This window comes from Cupriavidus sp. 01L45 (genome assembly GCF_056399885.1).
Window position 1 is genome coordinate 96127 of sequence record NZ_JBFTSG010000007.1, and the last position, 21543, is coordinate 117669.

Here is a 21543-nt window from a genome sequence, read left to right on the forward strand (position 1 = left end):
CCAGGCCCTGCTCGCGCGGCATCAGACCAGCGCGGCGGAGGCCCGTTCAAACGCGTCGAGAATCGGGGCTAGCCGCTCACGCTTGAGTTTGAGGGCAGCCTGGTTGACTACCAGGCGCGACGATATCTGCACGATCTCTTCCACTTCGACCAGGTTGTTGGCGCGCAAGGTCCCGCCGGTGCTGACCAGATCGACGATGGCGTCGGCCAGTCCCACCAGGGGCCCGAGTTCCATCGAGCCATACAGCTTGATCAGGTCCACGTGCACGCCCTTCTTGGCGAAGTGCTCGCGCGCGGTCTGCACATATTTGGTGGCCACGGCCAGCCGCGCGCCCTGGCGCAYGGCGCTGGCGTAGTCGAAACCGGCCGAGGTCGCCACCGACATGCGGCACTTGGCGATATTCAGGTCGATCGGCGCATACAGCCCCGCCATGCCGTGCTCCATCAGCACGTCCTTGCCGGCCACGCCGAAATCGGCCGCGCCATATTGCACGTAGGTCGGCACATCCGAGGCGCGCACGATGATGACGCGCACATCCGGATCGGAGGTGGGCAGGATCAGCTTGCGCGAGGTTTCCGGATCCTCGGTGACGTGGATGCCGGCCGCTTCCAGCAGCGGCATGGTTTCGGTGAAGATCCGGCCCTTGGAGAGGGCCAGCGTCAACTGGGTCGGGGAGGGGCTCATCTGCGTCCTTGTGTCTTTTCTTGCGAGCTCAGGCGATACGGCGGATCTTGGCGCCCACGGCCGACAGCTTGTCTTCCATGCGGTCGTAGCCGCGGTCCAGGTGATAGATGCGATCGATCACGGTTTCGCCCTCGGCGACCAGCCCGGCGATCACCAGGCTGGCGGAGGCGCGCAGATCGGTCGCCATCACCTTGGCGCCGGACAGCCGGGGCACGCCGGTGACAACCGCGGTATTGCCTTCGACCGCGATATCGGCGCCCAGCCGGTTGAGCTCCTGCACGTGCATGAAGCGGTTTTCGAAAATCGTTTCGGTAATGCGGGCCACGCCGTTGGCGACACTGTTCAGCGCCATGAACTGCGCCTGCATGTCGGTCGGGAAGGCCGGGTACTCGGAAGTGCGGAAGCTCACCGCCTGCGGGCGCCGGGCCATCTGCAGGCGGATCCAGTCGTCACCGGTTTCGATGGTGGCGCCGGCTTCGCGCAGCTTGTCGAGCACGGTGTCCAGGATGCCCGGCTGCACGCCGCGCAGCACCACATCGCCAAGCGTGGCGGCGGCCGCGCACAGGAAGGTGCCGGCCTCGATGCGGTCGGCGATCACGGCGTGGCTCGCGCCGTGCAGGCGCTCCACGCCCTGCACTACAAGGCGGTCGGTGCCGATGCCTTCGATGCGAGCGCCCATCTTGACCAGCAGGTTGGCAAGATCGGTCACTTCCGGCTCGCGCGCGGCGTTTTCCAGCACGGTTTCGCCGTCGGCCAGGGTAGCGGCCATCAGCAGGTTCTCGGTGCCGGTCACGGTGATCATGTCGGTGACCACGCGCGCACCCTTCAGGCGGCTGGCGCGGGCATGGATAAAGCCGTGTTCGATGCTGATCTCGGCGCCCATGGCCTGCAAGCCCTTGATGTGCTGGTCGACCGGGCGCGCGCCAATGGCGCAGCCGCCGGGCAGCGATACGCGCGCCTCGCCGAAGCGCGCCACCAGCGGACCCAGCACCAGGATCGAGGCGCGCATGGTCTTGACCAGCTCGTAGGGGGCCTCGGGCGAATTCACGTCGGCGCCATTCAGCGTGACGCGCGCGCCGTCCTGCTCCGCCTTCACGCCCATCTGGCGCAGCAGCTTGAGCGTGGTGCGCACGTCCTGCAGGTTGGGCACATTGTCCAGCGTAACGGTATCGGCCGTAAGCAGCCCTGCGCACAGGATCGGCAGCGCAGCGTTCTTGGCGCCGGAGACGCGGATCTCGCCTCGCAGCGGGCCATTGCCCTGGATCTCGAGTTTGTCCATGTTCAGTCGTTTCAGGCCGGCTGCCCAAAGGCGTCCGGCGTCATTCATTTCGCTCCCCGCCTGTGCCTCAAAGCGCACAACCGCGGCATCTGGTACCCGAGGCCGCCGCGTTGCGGGACGACCTGCTTGTCACGTCCGGCCTGTCGGGCGGCCAGCTTGTTGGTCCGTCTTACTTGGCCTGGCCCGCCTGCGCCTGCCACTCGGCCGGCGTCAGCGTCTTCATCGACAGCGCGTGGATCTCGGCGCGCATGCGGTCGCCCAGCGCGGCATAGACCTGCTGGTGCCGCTGGATCAGGCGCTTGCCGTCGAATTCGGCGCTGACGATGGTGGCAAAGAAGTGCTGGCCGTCGCCTTCCACTTCCAGGTGTTCGCAGGAGAGGCCTTGGGCGATGTAGTCCCTGACTTGTTGGGGTGTAGGCAGCATGATTGTCTTTTCGCTTTGTTTCTCTGTGTGTCGCGTCGGTTCGCTTGTGGGTTCGGCGGGGCAGACGCCCCCTCAGTGGCGCAGCTTGTAGCCGCTCTTGAGCAGCTGCAGCGCTATCGCCGCAAGCACCACGAACGCTGTACCTACTACCGCGAGACTGAAGGCCGGCGCCACGTCGGAGACACCGAAAAAGCCGTAGCGGAAGCCGTCGATCATGTAGAAGAACGGGTTCGCGTGCGACACCGCCTGCCAGAAGGGAGGCAACGAGTGGATCGAATAAAACACGCCGGAGAGGAAGGTCGCCGGCATGATCAGGAAGTTCTGGAAGGCCGCGAGCTGGTCGAACTTCTCGGCCCAGATTCCCGCGATCAGCCCCAGCGTGCCAAGAATCGCCGCGCCCAGCAAGGCAAACAGCAGGATCCAGCCGATATTGGCGAAATGCAGGTTGGCGAACCAGGCCGTCACCAGCAGCACGCCCAGGCCCACGGCCAGGCCGCGCACGATGGAAGCCACCACGTAGGCACCAAACATTTCCCAGTGCGACAGCGGCGGCAGCATGATGAACACCAGGTTGCCGGTGATCTTGGACTGGATCAGCGACGACGAGCTATTGGCGAAGGCATTCTGCAGCACGCTCATCATCACCAGCCCCGGCACCAGGAAGGCGGTATAGCTGATCTGGTCGTACACCTTCACGCGGTTTTCCAGCACGTGGCCGAAAATCAGCAGATACAGGATCGCGGTCAGCACCGGCGCCGCCACGGTCTGGAAGCTGACCTTCCAGAAGCGCAGCACTTCCTTGTAAAGAAGGGTGCGGAAGCCCACCAGGCCACCCACCGCCATCGGTGCGAGGTGCGTGTTGATGGCGTCTTGGGTGCCGTCGAATTCGGTTGGCATCTTCATGCTGCGGCCTCCACCGCCGTATCCGGCAGCGCGCCCGGCATGTGGCCTTCGCGCCGCATGATCTGCACGAACACGTCCTCCAGGTCGGCCTTGTTGATTTCCATGTCTTCGATCTCGCAACCGGCCTCGCGGCAGGCGGCCAGGATCGGCTCCACCGCCGGATAACCCGACAGCCGCAGCCGAACCGCGCGCTCGCCGGGGTTGGCGGGCATGCGCAGCGGTTCAAGCGCGGCGGGCAGCGCGCCCCTGGAGAACGTCAGCGCCAGCTGCAGCCCTGCGAATTGGCTCAGCAGGTTGCTGGTGCGGTCCAGCGCCACCACCTCGCCGAACTTGAGCATGGCGATGCGATCGCACAACGCCTCGGCTTCTTCCAGGTAGTGCGTGGTGAGAATGATGGTATGGCCCTCGCGATTCAGCCGCGAGATGAACTTCCACAGGGTCTGGCGCAGTTCCACGTCGACCCCGGCGGTCGGCTCGTCGAGCACGATGACCGGCGGCCGGTGCACCAGGGCCTGGGCCACCAGCACGCGCCGCTTCATGCCGCCGGAAAGCTGGCGCATATTGGCGTCGGCCTTGTTGGTGAGATCCAGGTTGGCCATGATCTCGTCGATCCAGTCGTCGTTGCGGGTCAATCCGAAATAGCCGGACTGCAGGCGCAGCGTCTCGCGCACGGTGAAGAAGGGATCGAAGACCAGCTCCTGCGGGACCACGCCCAGCATGCGCCGCGCCAGGCGGTAATCGGACACCACGTCGTGGCCGAGCACGCTGACGCTGCCGGAATCGGCACGGTTCAGGCCCGCCAGGATGGAGATCAGCGTGGTCTTGCCTGCACCGTTGGGGCCGAGCAGGCCGAAGAATTCGCCGCGCTCGACGGTGAAGCTGACACCCTTCAGCGCTTGCAGGTTGCGGTAGCGCTTGCGAACGTCTTTGAGTTCGATGGCTTTCATGGCCGGATACTGTTTGGCAGGCGCGTCGGCTTTTCAGCCTCGCACGCCGGCCTCCTYGAAATGGCGGGGACCGCCTGGGTGCTTCGACCGTGTCTTGTCCGTGCCTTATATGCCGGAACGGTCGAACAACCCGGAATTATAGGGGATACGGGAGTAGTCCCGCTTTGAGCGCGAGGCGTGGCGCGAGCCATCGCCCGGGCATCGCTGTAGCAAGCGCAGGTCAGCAGCTTGCCACGGATGCCGGTTCAATGTCGGTGGGAAAGGGTGCCTTGCTTGCCCTGGGCACCCGCCTGGGGTACCAGTTGCAGCAGGGATTCGACGCCATACAGGGCGGCCAGCTCGATGACTTGTGCCGGTACGCCAATAATTTCGAGCGACTTGCCGCGGCTGGCGGCGTCACGCTGCCAGGCCAGCAGCACGGCGACAGCTGCCGAATCGACCTGGACCAGGCCGCTGCAGTCAACCCGGGCTTCACCCTGGGCCAGGCGTGCCAGGCCGTCACGCAGCACGGCGGCGGCGTTGCGGTTGGTCAGCGAGGTGTCGAGCGAGAGCATCTGGCAGCGGTCCGGGGATGCGGGTCTGGAAAAAAGCACTCCCGCGGGTGCGGGAGCGCTCATTGTAGATCAGTTCGGCCAGTCACGCTGCGCCGGAGGCGGCGCGACGCGCGGGCCTGCCGGTCAGTTCTTGGCGTTGGCGAGCTGGCGGTTGCGGTCTTGCAGTGTCTTGATCACGCCGTCCACGCCCTGCTGGCCCACGATCGTGTTGAAGCTGCCCTTGTAGGCCTCGGTCAGCCAGGCACCCAGCACATTGATGTCATAGACCTTCCAGCCTTGCGGTGTCTTTTCCAGGCGGTAGTCCAGCTGGATCGGCTCCCCCTTGTTGATGACCTGGGTGCGGATGGTGGCGTCGGTATCCTCCGGGCTGCCGCGGTACGGGCGGAACTGCACGGTCTGGTCGCGAATCTGCGCGATGGCGCCGGAGTAGGTACGGATCAGCAGCGTCTTGAACTCGTCGGCAATCTGCTTTTGCTGCTCCGGCGTAGCCTTGGACCAGTTACGGCCCATGGCGATCTGCGTGGTCTTCTGGAAGTTCGCGTTGGGGAGGATCTTCTGCTCCACCAGCGCGGAGATCTTGGTGATATTCCCGGCCTGCATGTCCTTGTCCGCCTTGACGGAGGCCATCACGTCGCCGACCACGGCCTTGACCAGGCCATCGGGCGTGCTGGCATCCTGCGTTTGGGCATGGGCGGCACCGGCAAAGGCAACCACGGTAAGAAAAGGCAGCAAGAGTCGCTTCAGCATCATTTTGTCCTTATCAATCGAACGCACCGGTCACCGGGCTACGGCAACCTTGCGTGTCCCGGCATCAAGGCCGGTAATGGTCACGCGCCGAGTTGGAGTTCGGGCGAGCCGGGGGAGTTCGCAGCGCCAGGAACTCCGACGCCACATTTACATAATTTGTTGCACCGCTCACAGCCATGACACGCGCGCGGCCAGACATACTCAACGGCCAAAGCGAATGCCGCCCGGCATCTGCACCGGTGGCGTGGGCAGCGTCTGGTTTTCCTGCCTGGTGTCGGACGGCTCGCTTGCCGGCGCGGTGTCGTCGCTCTCCGGCGGGTTGCCATCATAGATCTGGTACTCGCGGCGCTGCAGGTAGGCGTCGCGCAGGAACGCATATTTGTCGAGCGCCGCCATCTCGATCAGGCCGGAGGCGCCGAGCAGCGAGGCCCGGGTGTTGACGACACGCACCCCGAACAGCGAGTTGCGAAGCCAGACGGGATCGAGGTACGCCGACGGATCGATCTGGCGGTCCACCAGCATGCCTGCGGTATCGCGCACCGAACTCGGCCCGAAAAGCGGCAGCACCAGGTAAGGTCCGGCCGGCACGCCCCATACGCCCAGCGTCTGCCCGAAGTCTTCCTTGTATTTGGGCAGCCCGGCAGGGGTAGCGATGTCAATCAGGCCGCCGATACCCAGCACACTGTTCATGGCCACGCGCATGGTGTCTTCCACGGCGCGGGCGGGCTTGCCCTGCAGCAGGTTGTTGACAGCCGAGTAGACGTCGCTGACGTTGGAGAAAGCGTTGTCTATCCCGGTACGGATCGGCGACGGAATGAAGTCAGTGTACAACTCGGCGACCGGGCGCAACACGCCCTTGTCGAAGTCGTCGTTGATCTTGAAGACTTCCCGGTTGAAGGGTTCGAGGGGATCTTTCGGGTTGGCGGTCGGGCCGCTCGCGCAACCTGCCATCAAACCCGCTGCCAACACTGCCAGCAACCAATTTCGCCCCGCGCACCAGCGCGCGGCGGCTCGGTTGCCATTCATTTCAGCCCCCCTGCCGCACCGCTGGCGGCGCCCGCGGCACCCCCGCCAGCGTTGTTGCCGCCGGCACCGGCGTCGGCGGCCTTGTTATACAAGAACTGCCCGATCAGGTTTTCCAGCACCACGGCCGATTGCGTCATTGTGATGCGCGAACCCTCGGCCAGCATGGCGGAATCGCCACCCGCCTCAAGACCCAGGTATTGCTCGCCCAGCAAGCCGGAGGTCAGGATTTTGGCCGAAGTGTCCTTGGGGAACTGGTAGCGCTTTTCCAGGTTGACCGTCACGGTCGCCTGGTAGGTCTTGTCGTCGAAGCGGATGTCGGCCACCCGCCCCACCACCACGCCGGCGCTCTTCACCGGGGCGCGCGGCTTCAGGCCGCCAATATTGTCGAAGCGCGCCTGCACCGAGTAGGTCTCCTGGAACGACAGCGAGCTCATGTTGCCGGCCTTCAGCGCCAGGAACAGCAGTGCCACGAAACCCGCCACAACAAACAGCCCAACCCAGAAATCGAGTGTATTTCTTTTCATCTGCGTCTCTTCTTCAAGTACTCCGGCTCCGACGACCGCACCGGCAGGTCAGCTGAACATCAGCGCAGTCAGCAGGAAATCCAGCGCCAGCACGGCCAGCGAGGCAATCACGACGGTACGCGTGGTGGCGCGCGACACACCTTCCGGCGTGGGCTTGGCCTGATAGCCCTGGTACAGCGCTATAAACGTCACCGCGACGCCAAAAATGAAGCTCTTTATGACGCCGTTCAGCACGTCATTCCGAACGTCAACCCCGTTCTGCATCTGCGACCAGAACGCGCCCGCATCCACGCCGATCATCTGCACGCCGACCACATAGCCGCCGAGGATACCGACGGCACTGAAAATCGCCGCCAGGACCGGCATCGCCACCACGCCAGCCCAGAAGCGCGGCGCGATCACGCGCTGCAGCGGATTGACCGCCATCATTTCCATGGCCGTGAGCTGTTCGCCGGCCTTCATCAGGCCGATTTCGGCCGTGAGCGAGGTACCGGCGCGGCCGGCGAACAACAGCGCCGTCACCACCGGACCCAGTTCGCGCACCAGCGACAGGGCCACGAGCAGGCCGAGTGCCTGCTCGGAACCATAGCGATTTAATGTGTAATAACCCTGCAATCCCAGCACGAAGCCGACAAATAACCCCGATACCGCGATGATCACCAGCGACAGGTTGCCGACGAAGAAAATCTGGTCGCTTACCAGCCGGAAGCGTCGCAGCAGCGCCGGCGACATCGCCAGCACTGTGAAGAACATGCGGGTGGCATGACCGAGGCCGATGACCGACTGCCGCACGGCAGAGCCGATGCTTGTGAAGAACCCTATCATCGCCCCGCCCCGCTCGCGAAGTCCTCGGCCAGCGACGGGCCCGGATAGTGGAAGGGCACTGGCCCGTCGGGCTCGGCGTGGACGAACTGGTGCACGAAGGGATCCGACGAAGCGCGCAGGGCCTCGGGCTCGCCTTCGGCGGCAATGCGGCCGTTGGCGATGAAATAGACGTAGTCGGCGATCAGGAAGGTCTCGTTGACGTCGTGCGACACGATGATGGTGGTGGCGCCAAGCGCGTCATTCAGGCTGCGGATCAGGCGCGCGGTCAGGCCCAGCGAGATCGGGTCGAGTCCCGCGAAGGGCTCGTCATACATCAACAGGGCGGGATCGAGCGCGATCGCGCGCGCCAGTGCAACCCGGCGCGCCATGCCGCCGGAGATCTCCGAGGGCATCAGTTCGCGCGCGCCGCGCAGGCCGACGGCGTTGAGCTTCATCAGCACCAGGTCGCGGATCATCGACTCCGGCAAGTCCGTATGTTCGCGCAACGGGAAGGCAACGTTGTCGAACACGGAGAGATCGGTGAACAAGGCGCCAAACTGGAACAGCATGCCCATCTGGCGCCGCACGGCATAGAGGTCATGGCGGTCCAGGGCGGGAATATTGGCGCCGTTGAAGAGCACTTGTCCCTTCTGCGGGCGGACCTGACCGCCGATCAGGCGCATCACGGTGGTTTTGCCGCAGCCCGAGCCGCCCATGACGGCCACCACCTTGCCGCGCGGGAAGCGCATGCTAAGGCCCGACAGGATAGGCTTGCCATTCGCCGTGTAGGCAAAATCGACAGACTGGAGCTCGACGAGGTTTGAGGCGGAATCGGTCACGTTGGCACCGTGTTAGGCGGTCCGCCATTATAAGGGCTACTACCTAGCGGCGCCCGCGCCAGTGTGCCGCAATCCACATCGATGGATCGCAAATAATTGTTTCATCACATTTGACGTGTGCCGGCGCCAGACCAGGCGCCACCTAGGGTTCGGTTGGCCCGCCCGCCTGCCGAAGAATCACCTGCCACTGGATCGACTCCGAGCGAATCGCTGTGGCGAACGCTTCGGGCGAGTCCCGCAACGGCGTCAGGCCGGCCGCCAGCAAGCGATCCCGGACTTCGCGTTCGCCCATCACCGCGTCCAGTTCGCTGGCGATCCGCGCCACGATGGCATGCGGCGTCTTGGCCGGGGCAATGACGCCATACCAGGCTCCCGCCCCGTAGCCGTCCAGCCCGGATTCCTGCAGGGTGGGCACCGCGGGCGCAACTTGTGAACGCACCACACCAGTCACGCCAAGCAGGCGCAGGTTGCCATTCTTGACGTGTGCCTGTACCGATGCAAACGAGCAAAAACAGGCGCTGATGCGTCCGGCAAGCATCTCTTGCACCACGGCTCCCTCGCCCTTGGCTATAACCAGCGGCACCCCGTTGGGGACGCCGTGCACGGCGTATTGGGCATAGAGGTGCGAAGGGCTACCGGCCTGGCCGGAGCCATAACTGTAGGAGGCGGGGTTGGCATTGACCGCCGTCAGCCATTGCTGCGGCGTGCGCATCGGCAGACGCGCATCGATCACGAGGAACAGCGGCATGGTGGCCACGCGCGCCACCGGCGTGAAGTCGCGCACYACGTCGTAGGGCACSGGCTCCAGGCCGGGCTGGATCAGCATGKTGGCCTGRTGGAACAGCAAGGTATGCCCGTCGGAACTCGCCTTGGCCACCACGTCGCCCGCTGTGGTGCCGCCCGCGCCGGGCCGGTTATCGACATCGACCGGCACGCCGAGGCGTACCGCCAGCCGCTCGGCCAGCAAGCGCGCCACGGCGTCCGGCACGCCGCCGGCGGGAAAGGGCACGATCAGGCGGATCGGCCGGACAGGAAACGATATGGGGCGGGTGAATGCGGTTTGAGTCGGGGTTGCCTGTGGGGTTGCCGGCCGCGCCTGGACGGGGCCGCCGGTGCCGGCCACCAGGCCGGCGAGGCAAAGCAGCGCGAAGACCCGGATCCGGGACGCGACGCGCGATGCCATCCCCTGCCAAGGGAAGCAAAAAACAGGCGAAACAAACAGCGGATGCCTGGCACGCAAGTGGGGCTGCTGACCAGCCGGCTTTGCAGCGGGGTGAAGCAACATCGCCTTACCTCGCCAAAGCCGCGAAAAAATGCGCACTTCGGACATCAATTCCTCCGGGCCACAGGCATTGCCGGTGACATCTCTATCGGCTGAAAAGGGGGTTAGCGAGGCAGTCTTTGATTTAATTGTCAGGTCATTCTACGAAGATTGCCTAGAGCCGCACAGACCACGTTAACCATAGCCGGGACAACCCTGTGGGGAGGGCATGCCGCAGCTTCCCGGCCGGCTCCGGCACACTGACGCATGGCCAGCCTCGAGAGTGGCCGGGCCGTCCGGCAGCACCCTGCTCCGGCGGTTTGCGGCGTGTCGAGTGCGGCATCGCCGTGCCTTCGGCACGCAACGCCCCCTATAATCGCCGGCCATGAGCGAATGCATTCTCCGGCCCATGCGGCCCACCGACCTGCCCGCCGTGCTGGAAATCCAGGCCCAGTGCTATCGCGGCATGCTGCTCGAATCCGGCGCCGCCCTGGCCAGCCGGCTGACGCTGTCGCCGGCCACCTGCTGGGTGGCGGCGCGCGCCGGACGGAACGAGACGCTGGCAGCTTATCTGTTTACCCATATGTGGCCGCAGGACAGCCTGCCACCGCTCGACGGCGTCCTGGAACCTCACTGGGCGTGGAGTGATGAGTCCGGGCGGGCTCCAGCCGAGCCGGCTGCGGCACTCACCTGGTTTGTGCACGATATGGCGGTGGCGCCTGCCGGCCAGGGCAAGGGTCTGGCTCAGGGACTTTACGTAGCCGCCCGCGCGGCGGCGCTGGACGCCGGGCTGCGCTCGTCGCGGCTGGTCGCCGTGCAATCGGCAGCACCGTGGTGGCGCAGACTCGGGTACGAAAAAATTGCCTCGGCTGACGACGCATTCGACGCCAAGCTGTCGGCCTATGGCGCCGACGCCGTGCTGATGGGCCGCGCCCTGCAGCCGGCCTGACCGGACGCCAATAAAAAAAACCCGCCCGGCTTGCGCGGGGCGGGTTTTGCAACGAGAGCAGCGCCTTAGCGCGGCAGCTCGGAGTGTCCCATCAGGAAGGCATCGACCGAACGCGCGGCCTGGCGGCCTTCGCGGATCGCCCACACCACCAGCGACTGGCCGCGGCGCACGTCGCCAGCGGCGAACACCTTGGGCACGTTGGTGTGGTACGCGCGCTCGCCTTCCGTGGCGGCACGGGCGTTCTTGCGAGCGTCGGTGTCCACCCCGAAGGCGCTCAGCAGCGAGCCCACCGGGTTGGTGAAGCCCATCGCCAGCAGTACGAGGTCAGCCTTGAGGATGAACTCGCTGTCCGGCACTTCCTGCATCTTGCCGTCCTTCCACTCGACGCGGCAGGCCTTGAGCGCGGTGATCTTGCCGTTCTCGCCGATGAATTCCTTGGTAGCAACCGACCAGTCGCGATCGCAGCCTTCATCGTGCGACGACGAGGTGCGCAGCTTGATCGGCCAGTACGGCCACACCAGCGGCTTGTTTTCCTCTTCCGGCGGCTGCGGCAGCAGTTCGAACTGGACGACCGATTCGGCGCCGTGGCGGTTCGAGGTGCCCACGCAGTCGGAGCCGGTATCGCCGCCGCCGATCACGATGACGTGCTTGCCTTCGGCACGGATCTCGTTGGGCGCGTCGCCAGCCACTTCCTTGTTCTGCGGGATCAGGAATTCCAGCGCGTAGTGAATACCGGACAGGTCGCGGCCGGGAACCGGCAGATCGCGCGGCACTTCGGAGCCGCCCGCCAGCACGACGGCGTCGAACTGGTCTTGCAGCGCCTGTGCCGAAATGGTCTCACGCGCATAGTTCTTGATGCCGGCCGGCAATTCGCCGTCGGTCACCATCACGCCGGCGCGGAAGGTCACGCCTTCGGCCTGCATCTGCTCCATGCGGCGGTCGATCAGCCACTTTTCCAGCTTGAAGTCGGGGATGCCGTAGCGCAGCAGGCCACCGATGCGATCGTTCTTCTCGAACACCGTCACGTCGTGGCCGGCGCGCGCCAGCTGTTGGGCAACGGCCATGCCGGCGGGGCCGGAACCGACCACCGCAACGGTTTTGCCGGTCTTGTGCTTGGGCGGCTGCGGGGCAACCCAGCCTTCTTCCCAGGCCTTGTCGATGATGGCGTGCTCGATCGACTTGATGCCGACCGGTGCTTCATTGATGCCCAGCGTGCAGGCGGCCTCGCACGGTGCCGGGCAGATGCGGCCCGTGAACTCGGGGAAGTTGTTGGTCTGGTGCAGCACCTCGATGGCCGACTTCCAGTCCTGGCGATACACCAGGTCGTTGAAGTCGGGAATGATGTTATTGACCGGGCAGCCGTTGTTGCAGAACGGAATGCCGCAGTCCATGCAGCGCGCGCCCTGGATCTTCGCTTCGCTGTCGGACAGCGCGAAAACGAATTCCTTGTAGTGCTTCACGCGCTTGGCTACGGGCTCGTAACCTTCATTCTGGCGCGGAAATTCGAGAAAGCCAGTCGCCTTACCCATGTTGCGTCCTTGGTCTTGCTGGGCGGGACCGGCGCTCGCGCCGGTCCCGCTGTGAGGTCAGTATCTTGTGAGGCCGGCGGCGCCGATGCGCCGCCGCTCATGCTTGGTCGGGCTCGCCGCCCGGGCCGGCTTAGGCTGCGATACGGTCGCTATCCTTCGCTTCCTGCTCCTTGGCGTACATTTCGCCCAGCGCGCGCTTGTACTCGGTCGGGAAGACCTTGACGAACTTGCGGCGCGAGGTAGCCCAGTCGGCCAGCAACGCCTTGGCGCGCTCGGAACCCGTGAAGCGGAAGTGCTGCTCGATCAGGCCCTTGAGGATGACTTCGTCGAGCTGGCGCTGGCCGTCCACCTTGTGCCAGGAGGCCGGGGACTGGCCCTTCTCCTGGTCCGCCGCGGCGAGCACCGTTTCCAGTGCCACCATCGAGGTGTTGCAGCGCTTGTCGAACAGGCCGTCCTCGTCATAGACGTAGGCCATGCCGCCCGACATGCCGGCCGCGAAGTTGCGTCCGGTGCCGCCCAGCACCACCACGGTACCGCCGGTCATGTACTCGCAGCCATGGTCGCCGGTGCCTTCCACCACTGCGGACGCGCCCGAGTTGCGCACCGCGAAGCGTTCGCCTGCCACGCCGTTGAAGAAGGCTTCGCCGGCAATCGCGCCGTAAAGCACGGTGTTGCCCACGATGATGTTGCGGGTCGGATCGCCACGAAACTCGTGCGGAGCGCGCACGATCACGCGGCCGCCCGACAGGCCCTTGCCCACGTAGTCGTTGCCGTCGCCCACCAGGTCCAGCGTGATGCCATGCGCCAGGAAGGCGCCGAAGGACTGGCCGGCGGTGCCTTGCAACTGGATGTGGATGGTGTCGTCAGGCAGGCCTTCGTGGCCGTACTGCTTGGCCACCACGCCCGAGAGCATCGCGCCGACGGTGCGGTTGACATTCTTCACCGGCTGGATGAACGACACGCGCTCACCCTTGTCGATGGCCAGGCGGGCCTTGGCGATCAGCACATGGTCGAGCGCCTTGCCGGCTTCGACCGACAGGCCGTGGTCCTGCCCATCGGTGTGGAAACGCGGCAGCTCGGCCGGGAACGGCACCTGGTAGAAGATGCGCGAAAAATCGAGGCCGCGCGCCTTCCAGTGCTCGATGGCCGGCTTGGTGTCGAGCAGGTCGGCACGGCCGATCAGTTCGTCGAAGGTGCGGATACCCAGTTGCGCCATGATCTCGCGGGCTTCCTCGGCAACGAAGAAGAAGAAGTTCACCACATGCTCGGGCTTGCCCTGGAATTTCTTGCGCAGCACCGGATCCTGCGTGGCCACGCCCACCGGGCAGGTGTTCAGGTGGCACTTGCGCATCATGATGCAGCCTTCGGCCACCAGCGGCGCGGTGGCGAAGCCGAACTCGTCAGCGCCCAGCAGCGCRCCGATGACGACGTCGCGGCCAGTCTTCATCTGGCCGTCGGCCTGCACGCGGATGCGGTTGCGCAGACCGTTGAGCATCAGCGTCTGCTGCGTCTCGGACAAGCCGAGCTCCCAAGGCGTGCCGGCGTGCTTGATCGACGACCACGGCGAAGCGCCGGTGCCGCCATCATGGCCGGCGATCACGACGTGATCCGCCTTGGCCTTGGCCACGCCCGCGGCCACGGTGCCCACGCCCACTTCCGACACCAGCTTGACGGAGATATCGGATGCCGGGTTGACGTTCTTCAGGTCGTGGATCAGCTGTGCCAGATCCTCGATCGAGTAGATGTCATGGTGCGGCGGCGGCGAGATCAGGCCAACGCCCGGCACCGAGTAACGCAGCTTGCCGATGTAGTCCGAGACCTTGTGGCCGGGCAGCTGGCCTCCTTCGCCGGGCTTGGCGCCCTGCGCCATCTTGATCTGGATCTGGTCTGCCGAAGCCAGGTACTCGGCGGTCACGCCGAAACGGCCGGAGGCCACCTGCTTGATCTTCGAGCGCAGCGAGTCGCCGGCCTCCAGTTCCAGGTCGCGCACCACGGCTTCGGAGCCCAGCAGGCCCTGCAGGGTGTCGCCCTTCTTGATGGGGATGCCGCGCAGTTCGTTGCGGTAGCGCTTCTCGTCCTCGCCACCTTCGCCGGTGTTGGACTTGCCGCCGATGCGGTTCATCGCCACGGCCAGCGTGGTGTGCGCCTCGGTGGAGATCGAGCCCAGCGACATGGCGCCGGTCGCGAAGCGCTTGACGATGTCCTTGGCCGATTCCACTTCTTCCAGCGGAATGGCGCGCGCCGGATCAACCTTGAACTCGAACAGGCCGCGCAGCGTCATGTGACGGCGGCTCTGGTCGTTGATGATGTTGGCGTATTCCTTGTACGTCTGGTACGCGCCCTTGCCGTCGTCGGCACGCACGGCGTGCTGCAGCTTGGCCACCGAATCCGGGGTCCACATGTGCTCTTCGCCACGCACACGGTAGGCATACTCGCCGCCGGTGTCGAGCATGGTGTCCAGCACCGGGTTGTCGCCAAAGGCGTCCTGGTGCAGGCGCAGCGCTTCCTCGGCCACCTCGAAGATGCCGATGCCTTCGACATTCGATGCGGTACCGTGGAAATACTTCTGCACCAGTTCGCGCGACAGGCCGATGGCTTCGAAGATCTGCGCGCCGGTGTACGACATATAGGTGGAGATGCCCATCTTGGACATCACCTTCTGCAGGCCCTTGCCGACCGCCTTGACGAAGTTCTTGACCGCCTTCTCGGGCGACAGGTCGCCGGACAAGCCTTGCGCCATGTCGGCCAGCGTTTCCATCGCCAGGTACGGGTGCACGGCTTCCGCGCCGTAGCCGGCCAGCAATGCGAAGTGGTGCACTTCGCGCGCCGTGCCGGTTTCCACCACCAGGCCAGCCGAGGTGCGCAGGCCCTTGTCCACCAGGTGGTGATGAATGGCCGACGTGGCCAGCAGCGCGGGAATCGCCACGTGATCCGCATCGACGCGGCGGTCCGACACGATCAGGATGTTGTAGCCCGAACGCACCGCGTCCACGGCTTCCGCACACAGCGAGGCCAGGCGGGCTTCGATGCCTTCCTTGCCCCATGCCTTCGGATAGCAGATGTTCAGCTCGTACGAACGGAACTTGCCGCCGGTGTAGTGCTCGATGTTGCGGATCTTGGCGATGTCCTTGAAGTCCAGCACAGGCTGGGACACTTCGAGGCGCATCGGCGGGTTGATGTTGTTCAGCTCGAGCAGGTTGGGCTTGGGTCCGATGAAGGACACCAGCGACATCACCATGTTCTCGCGGATCGGGTCGATCGGCGGGTTGGTGACCTGGGCGAACAGCTGCTTGAAGTAGTGGTACAGCGTCTTGTTCTTGGACGACAGCACGGCCAGCGGGCTGTCATTGCCCATCGAACCGGTGGCTTCCTCGCCGGCCAGCGCCATCGGCGCCATCAGGAACTTGACGTCTTCCTGGGTGTAGCCGAAGGCTTGCTGGCGATCCAGCAGGCGCGCGTCGGGCTTCTTCTCGGCGGCCACGTCCTCGGGCTTGGCGTCGAGCTCGTCGAGCTTGATGCGCACGGCGTCGATCCAGCTCTTGTAGGGCTTGGCGTTGGCCAGGTTGTCCTTGAGTTCCTTGTCGTCGATGATGCGGCCTTGCTCCATGTCGATCAGGAACATCTTGCCCGGCTGCAGGCGCCACTTTTGCACGATGCGCGACTCGGGGAACGGCAGCACGCCGGCTTCCGACGCCAGCACCACAATGTCGTCCTCGGTCACATAGAAACGCGCCGGGCGCAGGCCGTTACGGTCCAGCGTGGCGCCGATCTGGCGGCCATCGGTGAAGCAGATTGCGGCGGGGCCGTCCCACGGCTCCATCATGGCGGCGTGGTATTCGTAGAAGGCGCGGCGGTTGTCGTCCATCAGCGTGTGCTGTTCCCAGGCTTCCGGGATCATCATCATCATCGCGTGGACGAGCGGGTAGCCCGCCATCGTCAGCAGTTCGAGGCAATTGTCGAACGATGCGGTATCCGACTGGCCGGGGTAGATCAGCGGCCACAGCTTGGGCAGGTCGTCGCCCAGCACCGGCGACGAGATCGCGCCGGTACGTGCGTTGACCCAGTTCACATTGCCCTTGACCGTGTTGATTTCGCCGTTGTGGGCGACCATGCGATACGGGTGGGCCAGTTCCCAGGCCGGGAAGGTGTTGGTGGAGAAGCGCTGGTGCACCAGGGCCAGCGCCGACACGGCACGCGGGTCCTGCAGGTCGAGATAGTATTCGCCGACCTGGTTGGCCAGCAGCAGACCCTTGTACACCACCGTGCGCGCCGACATCGACGGCACGAAGTATTCCTTGCCGTGCTTGAGCTTGAGCGCCTGGATGGCGTGGCTGGCGGTCTTGCGGATCACATAGAGCTTACGTTCCAGTGCGTCCGTGGTCATGATGTCGCGGCCGCGACCGATGAAGATCTGGCGGATCACCGGCTCGGTGGTGCGCACCGTCGGCGACATCGGCATGGCGGCATCCACCGGCACATCGCGCCAGCCCAGCACGACCTGGCCTTCCAGGCGCACGGTGCGCTCGAGCTCTTGCTCGCAAGCCAGGCGGGATGCGTGTTCCTTCGGCAGGAAGATCATGCCCACGCCGTACTCGCCGGACGGCGGCAGGGTCACGCCCTGCTTGGCCATTTCCTCGCGGTAGAACTGGTCCGGGATCTGGATCAGGATACCGGCACCGTCGCCCATCAGCGCATCGGCGCCAACCGCGCCCCGGTGGTCCAGGTTTTCCAGGATCTTCAGGCCTTGCTGGACGATCTCGTGGCTCTTCTTGCCCTTGATGTGGGCGACCATGCCGACGCCGCAGGCATCTTTTTCATTGGCGGGGTCGTACATGCCCTGGGCTTGGGGACGCGAGGCAGGCGCGTACGCGGCGGCAGACTCTGCGGCCTGCGCTTGGGCCATCGTTGGCTTCGATTGGGATTGCGATTGGTCCACGGGCTTGATTCCGGTGAGGGCTGCGCAGCCAGCAAGGCAGACCGGAACGGGAACCGCACTCTTCCACCGGGGCCGGTCGTAAACCGGGATCGGGGCAACGAGAGAGACAGCGGGGCCGCAGCGGCGTACACAGGCGTGACGCGCCGCACAATGAATGTGGGTGGAGGAACTATAAAAGAATCGTACCCGTCCCGCAAAATTTTTAAATGGGGTCAGAACATAATTAATCTCGCACCACTTCAGGGATGGTCTTTATTTGGGGACAGATTAATCCTGGTGCATTGCAACGACGATTTGTGATGCGCTGTTGCTGTAGGTGATGACTCCGCCGCACGTGGCGGCGGCCGACCTTAGATCGAGTCCGGCTCTGCCTCCCTGGCGGCCGCCGAGCGGCCCACCGGCCTTCCCTTGGGCAACTGATGCACGCGCCGCCCACCCTGGCGCTCCAGTTGGGCGAGGAAGGCCGCATCGCCCAGGGGCCAGCCGCTATGCGCATGGCTGCGCAGCGTGGCCAGCGTCATCGAGGACAAGCCCTCGGCAGTCACGGAGCGGTAATTCGACTGGCGCTCGAATGGCGTATTGCCCAGCGCCCAGTATGCAGAGTGATCGCTCACAAATGGGCTGGCTTCGATGCCGGCGTGGTGGCGATAGCTGCTCCAGCGGTCACCTTCGGGCGAACTCACTTCGCCCGCGCGCACGGCGTTACCCTCCACATACAGCATCGCGGGCAACATCCAGGCCGCGGGATCGAACACCGCCGAACGGAAGCGGCCATCCCACAGCGTGCCCGTGCGGCCGGCAACCCGGTTGAAATGGCGCGCGTAGCGGCGCCCGACCGCCTGCATGGTCAGGCTGAGCGAGTCGGCATGGCGAGGGGTTGCCACGAGGTGAACATGATTTGGCCGCAAGGCGTAGGCGTGGATCGCCAGATCGTGCTCGCGCGCGGCCATCCGCAGGCAGTCGAGGTAGTGCGGGCGATCGTCGGCGCCAAGGAAGATCGGCTGGCGATTGTTGCCGCGTTGCAACACAAGCGCCGGCAGCGACGCCGGGGAAAAACGAGGAAGTCGGGCCATGGTGAGCGAGGAGAATCGGTGACCAGCGATCACCGGATGAATGGCTCAAGCGGATGCCATACCCGATGATAGCCTAGTCGCCGCCTGATCCGTCCCCAATTTCCCCGCCGTTTATGGCTGCCTAGTTCCCCTCGTCAACCGCAAAAATGCGGCGGTGCTCGCGAATCGCATAGCGGTCGGTCATGCCGGCGATGTAATGCGAGATCAGGCGAGACTGGTCGCGCCCCTGCCCGGCCTGGTACTGCGGCGGCAACAGGCGCGGATCCGCCATGAAGGCGTCGAACAGGTCGGTGATGATGCGGTGCGCCTTGGAGGACATGCGCATCACGAGGTAGTGGCGGTACAGATGGCGGAACAGGAAACGCTTGAGCGCCGCCGCTTCCTCGCGCACTGCCGGGCTGAAGGCCACCAGCGGGCCGGCGGCCCTTACCGCGTCAATGTTGCGCGGGTTGGCGGCGGCAATATTCTGGCTGGTGGTTTCGATCAGGTCGACGATCAGGGTGTTGATCATGCGCCGGACCGTTTCGTTAATGACGCGCCGCCCGTTGATGCCGGGAAACGCCGCCATCGCCTCGGCCCGGTGGCGCCCCCACATCGGTACTTCGTCCATCTGCTCGAGCGTGAGCAGGCCGGAGCGCAGGCCGTCGTCGATATCGTGGTTGTTGTAGGCGATCTCATCGGCCAGGTTGGCCAGTTGCGCCTCCAGCGAAGGCTGGGTGCCCTCCAGGAAACGCCGGCCCAGTTCGCCCAGCGCCGAGGCATTGACGCGCGAGCAGTGCTTGAGCACGCCCTCGCGGGTCTCGAAGGTCAGGTTTAGCCCGTTGAACCCGCCATAGCGCTCTTCCAACTCGTCCACCACCAGCAGGCTCTGCAGGTTGTGTTCGAAGCCGCCATGGTTCTTCATGCAATTGTTCAGTGCGTCCTGGCCGGCATGGCCGAAAGGCGTGTGCCCCAGGTCATGCGCCAGCGAGATGGCCTCGACCAGGTCTTCGTTCAGGCGCAGGTTGCGCGCAATCGAGCGGGCGATCTGCGCGACTTCCAGGCTATGGGTTAGCCGGGTACGGAACAGATCACCCTCATGGTTGACGAAGACCTGCGTCTTGTACTCGAGCCGCCGGAAGGCTGTGCTGTGGATAACGCGGTCGCGGTCGCGCTGGAACTCCGTGCGCGAAGACGAAGCCGCTTCGAGATGCGCCCGCCCAAGGGTCTGCGCGGAGCGGGCGGCATAGGGAGCGAGGTGGCTTTCGAGGTCGGTCATGCGGCAATCCGGTCAGGCATCCGGCCGGGCGGCTACGCGCCGTCCGGCCGGGGTTGCAAGGCACAACCGATCGCGTCAGGCGACCGGCGCCTCGGTAGGCGGCCTGAGCACCGCGTGCTGCAGCGTAGCGCGCAGGTCAGGATCCGGCACGGTGGTAATGAAGGCTTCGCCAAGCTTCCTCAGCAGGATGAACTTGATGCTGCCAGCTTCCGCCTTCTTGTCCACTTTCATCAGTTCGATGTAGCGGTCGGTGCCGAGTTCCGGCGCCACCACCGGCAGCATTGCGGCGCGCGTGAGCTGCACTACGCGGGCGCGCGTTTCGGTGTCGATAAAGCCGAGCCGGTGCGACAGGTCCGCCGCCATCACCATGCCGCACCCCACCGCCTCGCCATGCAGCCACTCGCCGTAGCCCAGGCCTGCCTCAATGGCATGGCCGAAGGTGTGGCCGAAATTGAGCATGGCGCGCAGGCCGCCCTCGCGTTCGTCCTGGGCCACCACCGCGGCCTTGATCTCGCAGGAACGCTTCACCGCCAGCGCCATGGTGTCCGGGTCGCAGGCATTGAGCGCGCGGATATTACGTTCGATCCAGCCGAAGTACTCGGCATCGGCCATCGCGCCGTGCTTGATCACCTCGGCCAAGCCGGCCGCCAGTTCGCGCGCGGGCAGCGTACGCAGCGTGTCGATATCGGCGATCACCGCGTTGGGCTGGTGGAAGGCGCCGATCATGTTCTTGCCCAGCGGGTGGTTGATGCCGGTCTTGCCGCCCACCGAGGAATCCACCTGGGCCAGCAACGTGGTGGGCACCTGCACGAAAGGCACGCCACGCATGTAGCAGGCCGCGGCAAACCCGGTCATATCGCCCACCACGCCGCCGCCAAGGGCGATCAGCGTGGTCTTGCGGTCGGCACCCGCCGTCAGCAGCGCGTCGAAGATCAGGTTGAGCGTTTCCCACTGCTTGAAGGCTTCGCCGTCGGGCAGGGTGACGGTGCGCACGGTCTTGCCAAGCGCCGCCAGGGTGGCCTCGACCCGGGCGGCGTAAAGCGGCCCCACCGTCTCATTGGTGACGATAACAGCGTGCTGGCCACGTACATGGGGACGGAACAATTCGACCTGATCGAGCAGGCCGGTACCGATGTGGATGGGGTAGCTGCGCTCCCCAAGGCTGACTTCAAGGGTGATCATCGTGTTTCTGGTCCTGCGCCGGAAGATTGTCCGCGCACGCGCCGTCGCCCTCTTCGGGCTCCTCGGCGGCAACGGCAAAACCGGCCATCTCAAGTTGCATCAACACCATATTAGCAAGCTGCGCCACCGAAGGCTTGCCGGTTTCGATGATGAAATCCGCCACCTCGCGGTAAAGCGGGTCGCGCTCGCCATAGAGCGCTTCAAGCCGCCCCTTGGGGTCTTCGGTCTGCAGCAGCGGGCGATTGCGGTCGTGCCTGGTGCGCAGCCACAGGTCGTGCGGGCTGGCGCGCAGGTAGACCACGGTGCCGCGAGCCTTCAGGTGGGCGCGGTTCTCGGGCCGCAGCACCGCGCCGCCGCCGGTCGCCAGCACAATGCCGTGCCGCTGGGTCAGCTCGTCGATCATCAACGCCTCGCGGTCCCGGAAGCCGGACTCGCCCTCATGCTCGAAGATGATCGGAATACGCACGCCGCAACGCGCCTCGAGTTCGTGGTCCGAATCGAAGAACGGGTAGTTCAGGCGCCGGGCCACGGTGCGGCCAACGGTGGTCTTGCCGGCACCCATCAGGCCAACAAAGAAAAGGTTCGGGCGGGTGAATGTCACTGGCGTGTCGGGCGGGAGCCGGG

At 65.2% G+C, this 21543-nt stretch carries 19 protein-coding genes; 1 reads left to right on the forward strand and 18 read right to left on the reverse strand.

Annotation, left to right across the window (positions count from 1 at the left end; all coding sequences use genetic code 11):
- Window positions 1-21: 21 nt before the first annotated feature.
- The 12 genes from hisG to AC1DT6_RS06910 form a co-directional block, all read right to left on the reverse strand.
- Complete coding sequence (gene hisG, locus AC1DT6_RS06855; RefSeq protein WP_477114570.1) at window positions 22-684, reverse strand: ATP phosphoribosyltransferase; 663 nt, start codon at window positions 682-684, stop codon at window positions 22-24.
- A 28-nt stretch (window positions 685-712) separates the two neighbouring features.
- Window positions 713-1963: a UDP-N-acetylglucosamine 1-carboxyvinyltransferase gene (murA, locus tag AC1DT6_RS06860; RefSeq protein ID WP_045238877.1), complete on the reverse strand. Its 1251-nt coding sequence runs from the start codon at window positions 1961-1963 to the stop codon at window positions 713-715.
- Between the two features lie 169 nt (window positions 1964-2132).
- Window positions 2133-2387, reverse strand: coding sequence for a BolA family protein (locus AC1DT6_RS06865; protein ID WP_045238801.1), 255 nt, complete (start codon window positions 2385-2387; stop codon window positions 2133-2135).
- 72 nt (window positions 2388-2459) lie between these two features.
- A complete protein-coding gene (locus AC1DT6_RS06870; protein ID WP_152561906.1) occupies window positions 2460-3230 on the reverse strand; it encodes an ABC transporter permease in 771 nt (256 codons plus the stop codon).
- Window positions 3231-3286: 56 nt separating this feature from the next.
- Window positions 3287-4237, reverse strand: a complete 951-nt coding sequence (locus AC1DT6_RS06875; RefSeq protein ID WP_441628868.1) for an ABC transporter ATP-binding protein — start codon at window positions 4235-4237, stop codon at window positions 3287-3289.
- A 245-nt stretch (window positions 4238-4482) separates the two neighbouring features.
- A complete protein-coding gene (locus AC1DT6_RS06880) occupies window positions 4483-4791 on the reverse strand; it encodes an STAS domain-containing protein (protein WP_441628866.1) in 309 nt (102 codons plus the stop codon).
- Window positions 4792-4914: 123 nt separating this feature from the next.
- A complete protein-coding gene (locus AC1DT6_RS06885; RefSeq protein ID WP_035870800.1) occupies window positions 4915-5538 on the reverse strand; it encodes an MlaC/ttg2D family ABC transporter substrate-binding protein in 624 nt (207 codons plus the stop codon).
- A gap of 201 nt (window positions 5539-5739) precedes the next feature.
- Complete coding sequence (locus tag AC1DT6_RS06890) at window positions 5740-6564, reverse strand: MlaA family lipoprotein (protein WP_441628864.1); 825 nt, start codon at window positions 6562-6564, stop codon at window positions 5740-5742.
- The gene (mlaD, locus tag AC1DT6_RS06895; protein WP_045238797.1) at window positions 6561-7088 is read right to left on the reverse strand and encodes an outer membrane lipid asymmetry maintenance protein MlaD; all 528 of its coding nucleotides are present in this window, start codon (window positions 7086-7088) and stop codon (window positions 6561-6563) included. Before mlaD ends, AC1DT6_RS06890 begins: the two co-directional genes overlap by 4 nt.
- Window positions 7089-7136: 48 nt before the next feature.
- A complete protein-coding gene (gene mlaE, locus AC1DT6_RS06900) occupies window positions 7137-7913 on the reverse strand; it encodes a lipid asymmetry maintenance ABC transporter permease subunit MlaE (protein WP_045238796.1) in 777 nt (258 codons plus the stop codon).
- Complete coding sequence (locus AC1DT6_RS06905; RefSeq protein WP_441628861.1) at window positions 7910-8731, reverse strand: ABC transporter ATP-binding protein; 822 nt, start codon at window positions 8729-8731, stop codon at window positions 7910-7912. Before AC1DT6_RS06905 ends, mlaE begins: the two co-directional genes overlap by 4 nt.
- A 142-nt stretch (window positions 8732-8873) precedes the next feature.
- Window positions 8874-10061: a Bug family tripartite tricarboxylate transporter substrate binding protein gene (locus tag AC1DT6_RS06910; protein ID WP_477114571.1), complete on the reverse strand. Its 1188-nt coding sequence runs from the start codon at window positions 10059-10061 to the stop codon at window positions 8874-8876.
- A 316-nt stretch (window positions 10062-10377) separates the two neighbouring features.
- On the opposite strand from AC1DT6_RS06910, the gene AC1DT6_RS06915 reads away from it, so the two are divergent.
- Window positions 10378-10941, forward strand: a complete 564-nt coding sequence (locus AC1DT6_RS06915; RefSeq protein ID WP_441628857.1) for a GNAT family N-acetyltransferase — start codon at window positions 10378-10380, stop codon at window positions 10939-10941.
- 65 nt (window positions 10942-11006) lie between these two features.
- Here the strand turns inward: AC1DT6_RS06915 and AC1DT6_RS06920 are convergent, their stop codons facing one another.
- The 6 genes from AC1DT6_RS06920 to AC1DT6_RS06945 form a co-directional block, all read right to left on the reverse strand.
- A complete protein-coding gene (locus AC1DT6_RS06920; RefSeq protein WP_276286475.1) occupies window positions 11007-12470 on the reverse strand; it encodes a glutamate synthase subunit beta in 1464 nt (487 codons plus the stop codon).
- A gap of 130 nt (window positions 12471-12600) precedes the next feature.
- Complete coding sequence (locus tag AC1DT6_RS06925; protein ID WP_441628855.1) at window positions 12601-17373, reverse strand: glutamate synthase-related protein; 4773 nt, start codon at window positions 17371-17373, stop codon at window positions 12601-12603.
- Window positions 17374-17756: 383 nt separating this feature from the next.
- Window positions 17757-18479, reverse strand: coding sequence for a transposase (locus tag AC1DT6_RS06930; protein ID WP_276286477.1), 723 nt, complete (start codon window positions 18477-18479; stop codon window positions 17757-17759).
- A 121-nt stretch (window positions 18480-18600) separates the two neighbouring features.
- Window positions 18601-19737, reverse strand: coding sequence for a deoxyguanosinetriphosphate triphosphohydrolase (locus tag AC1DT6_RS06935; protein ID WP_035870705.1), 1137 nt, complete (start codon window positions 19735-19737; stop codon window positions 18601-18603).
- A 75-nt stretch (window positions 19738-19812) separates the two neighbouring features.
- Window positions 19813-20919 carry a 3-dehydroquinate synthase gene (gene aroB / locus AC1DT6_RS06940; RefSeq protein ID WP_441628852.1) on the reverse strand — a complete coding sequence of 369 codons (1107 nt, stop codon included), beginning with the start codon at window positions 20917-20919 and terminating at the stop codon, window positions 19813-19815.
- The gene (locus AC1DT6_RS06945) at window positions 20906-21481 is read right to left on the reverse strand and encodes a shikimate kinase (protein ID WP_430869761.1); all 576 of its coding nucleotides are present in this window, start codon (window positions 21479-21481) and stop codon (window positions 20906-20908) included. The genes aroB and AC1DT6_RS06945 overlap by 14 nt, the downstream gene beginning before the upstream one ends.
- Window positions 21482-21543 lie beyond the last annotated feature (62 nt).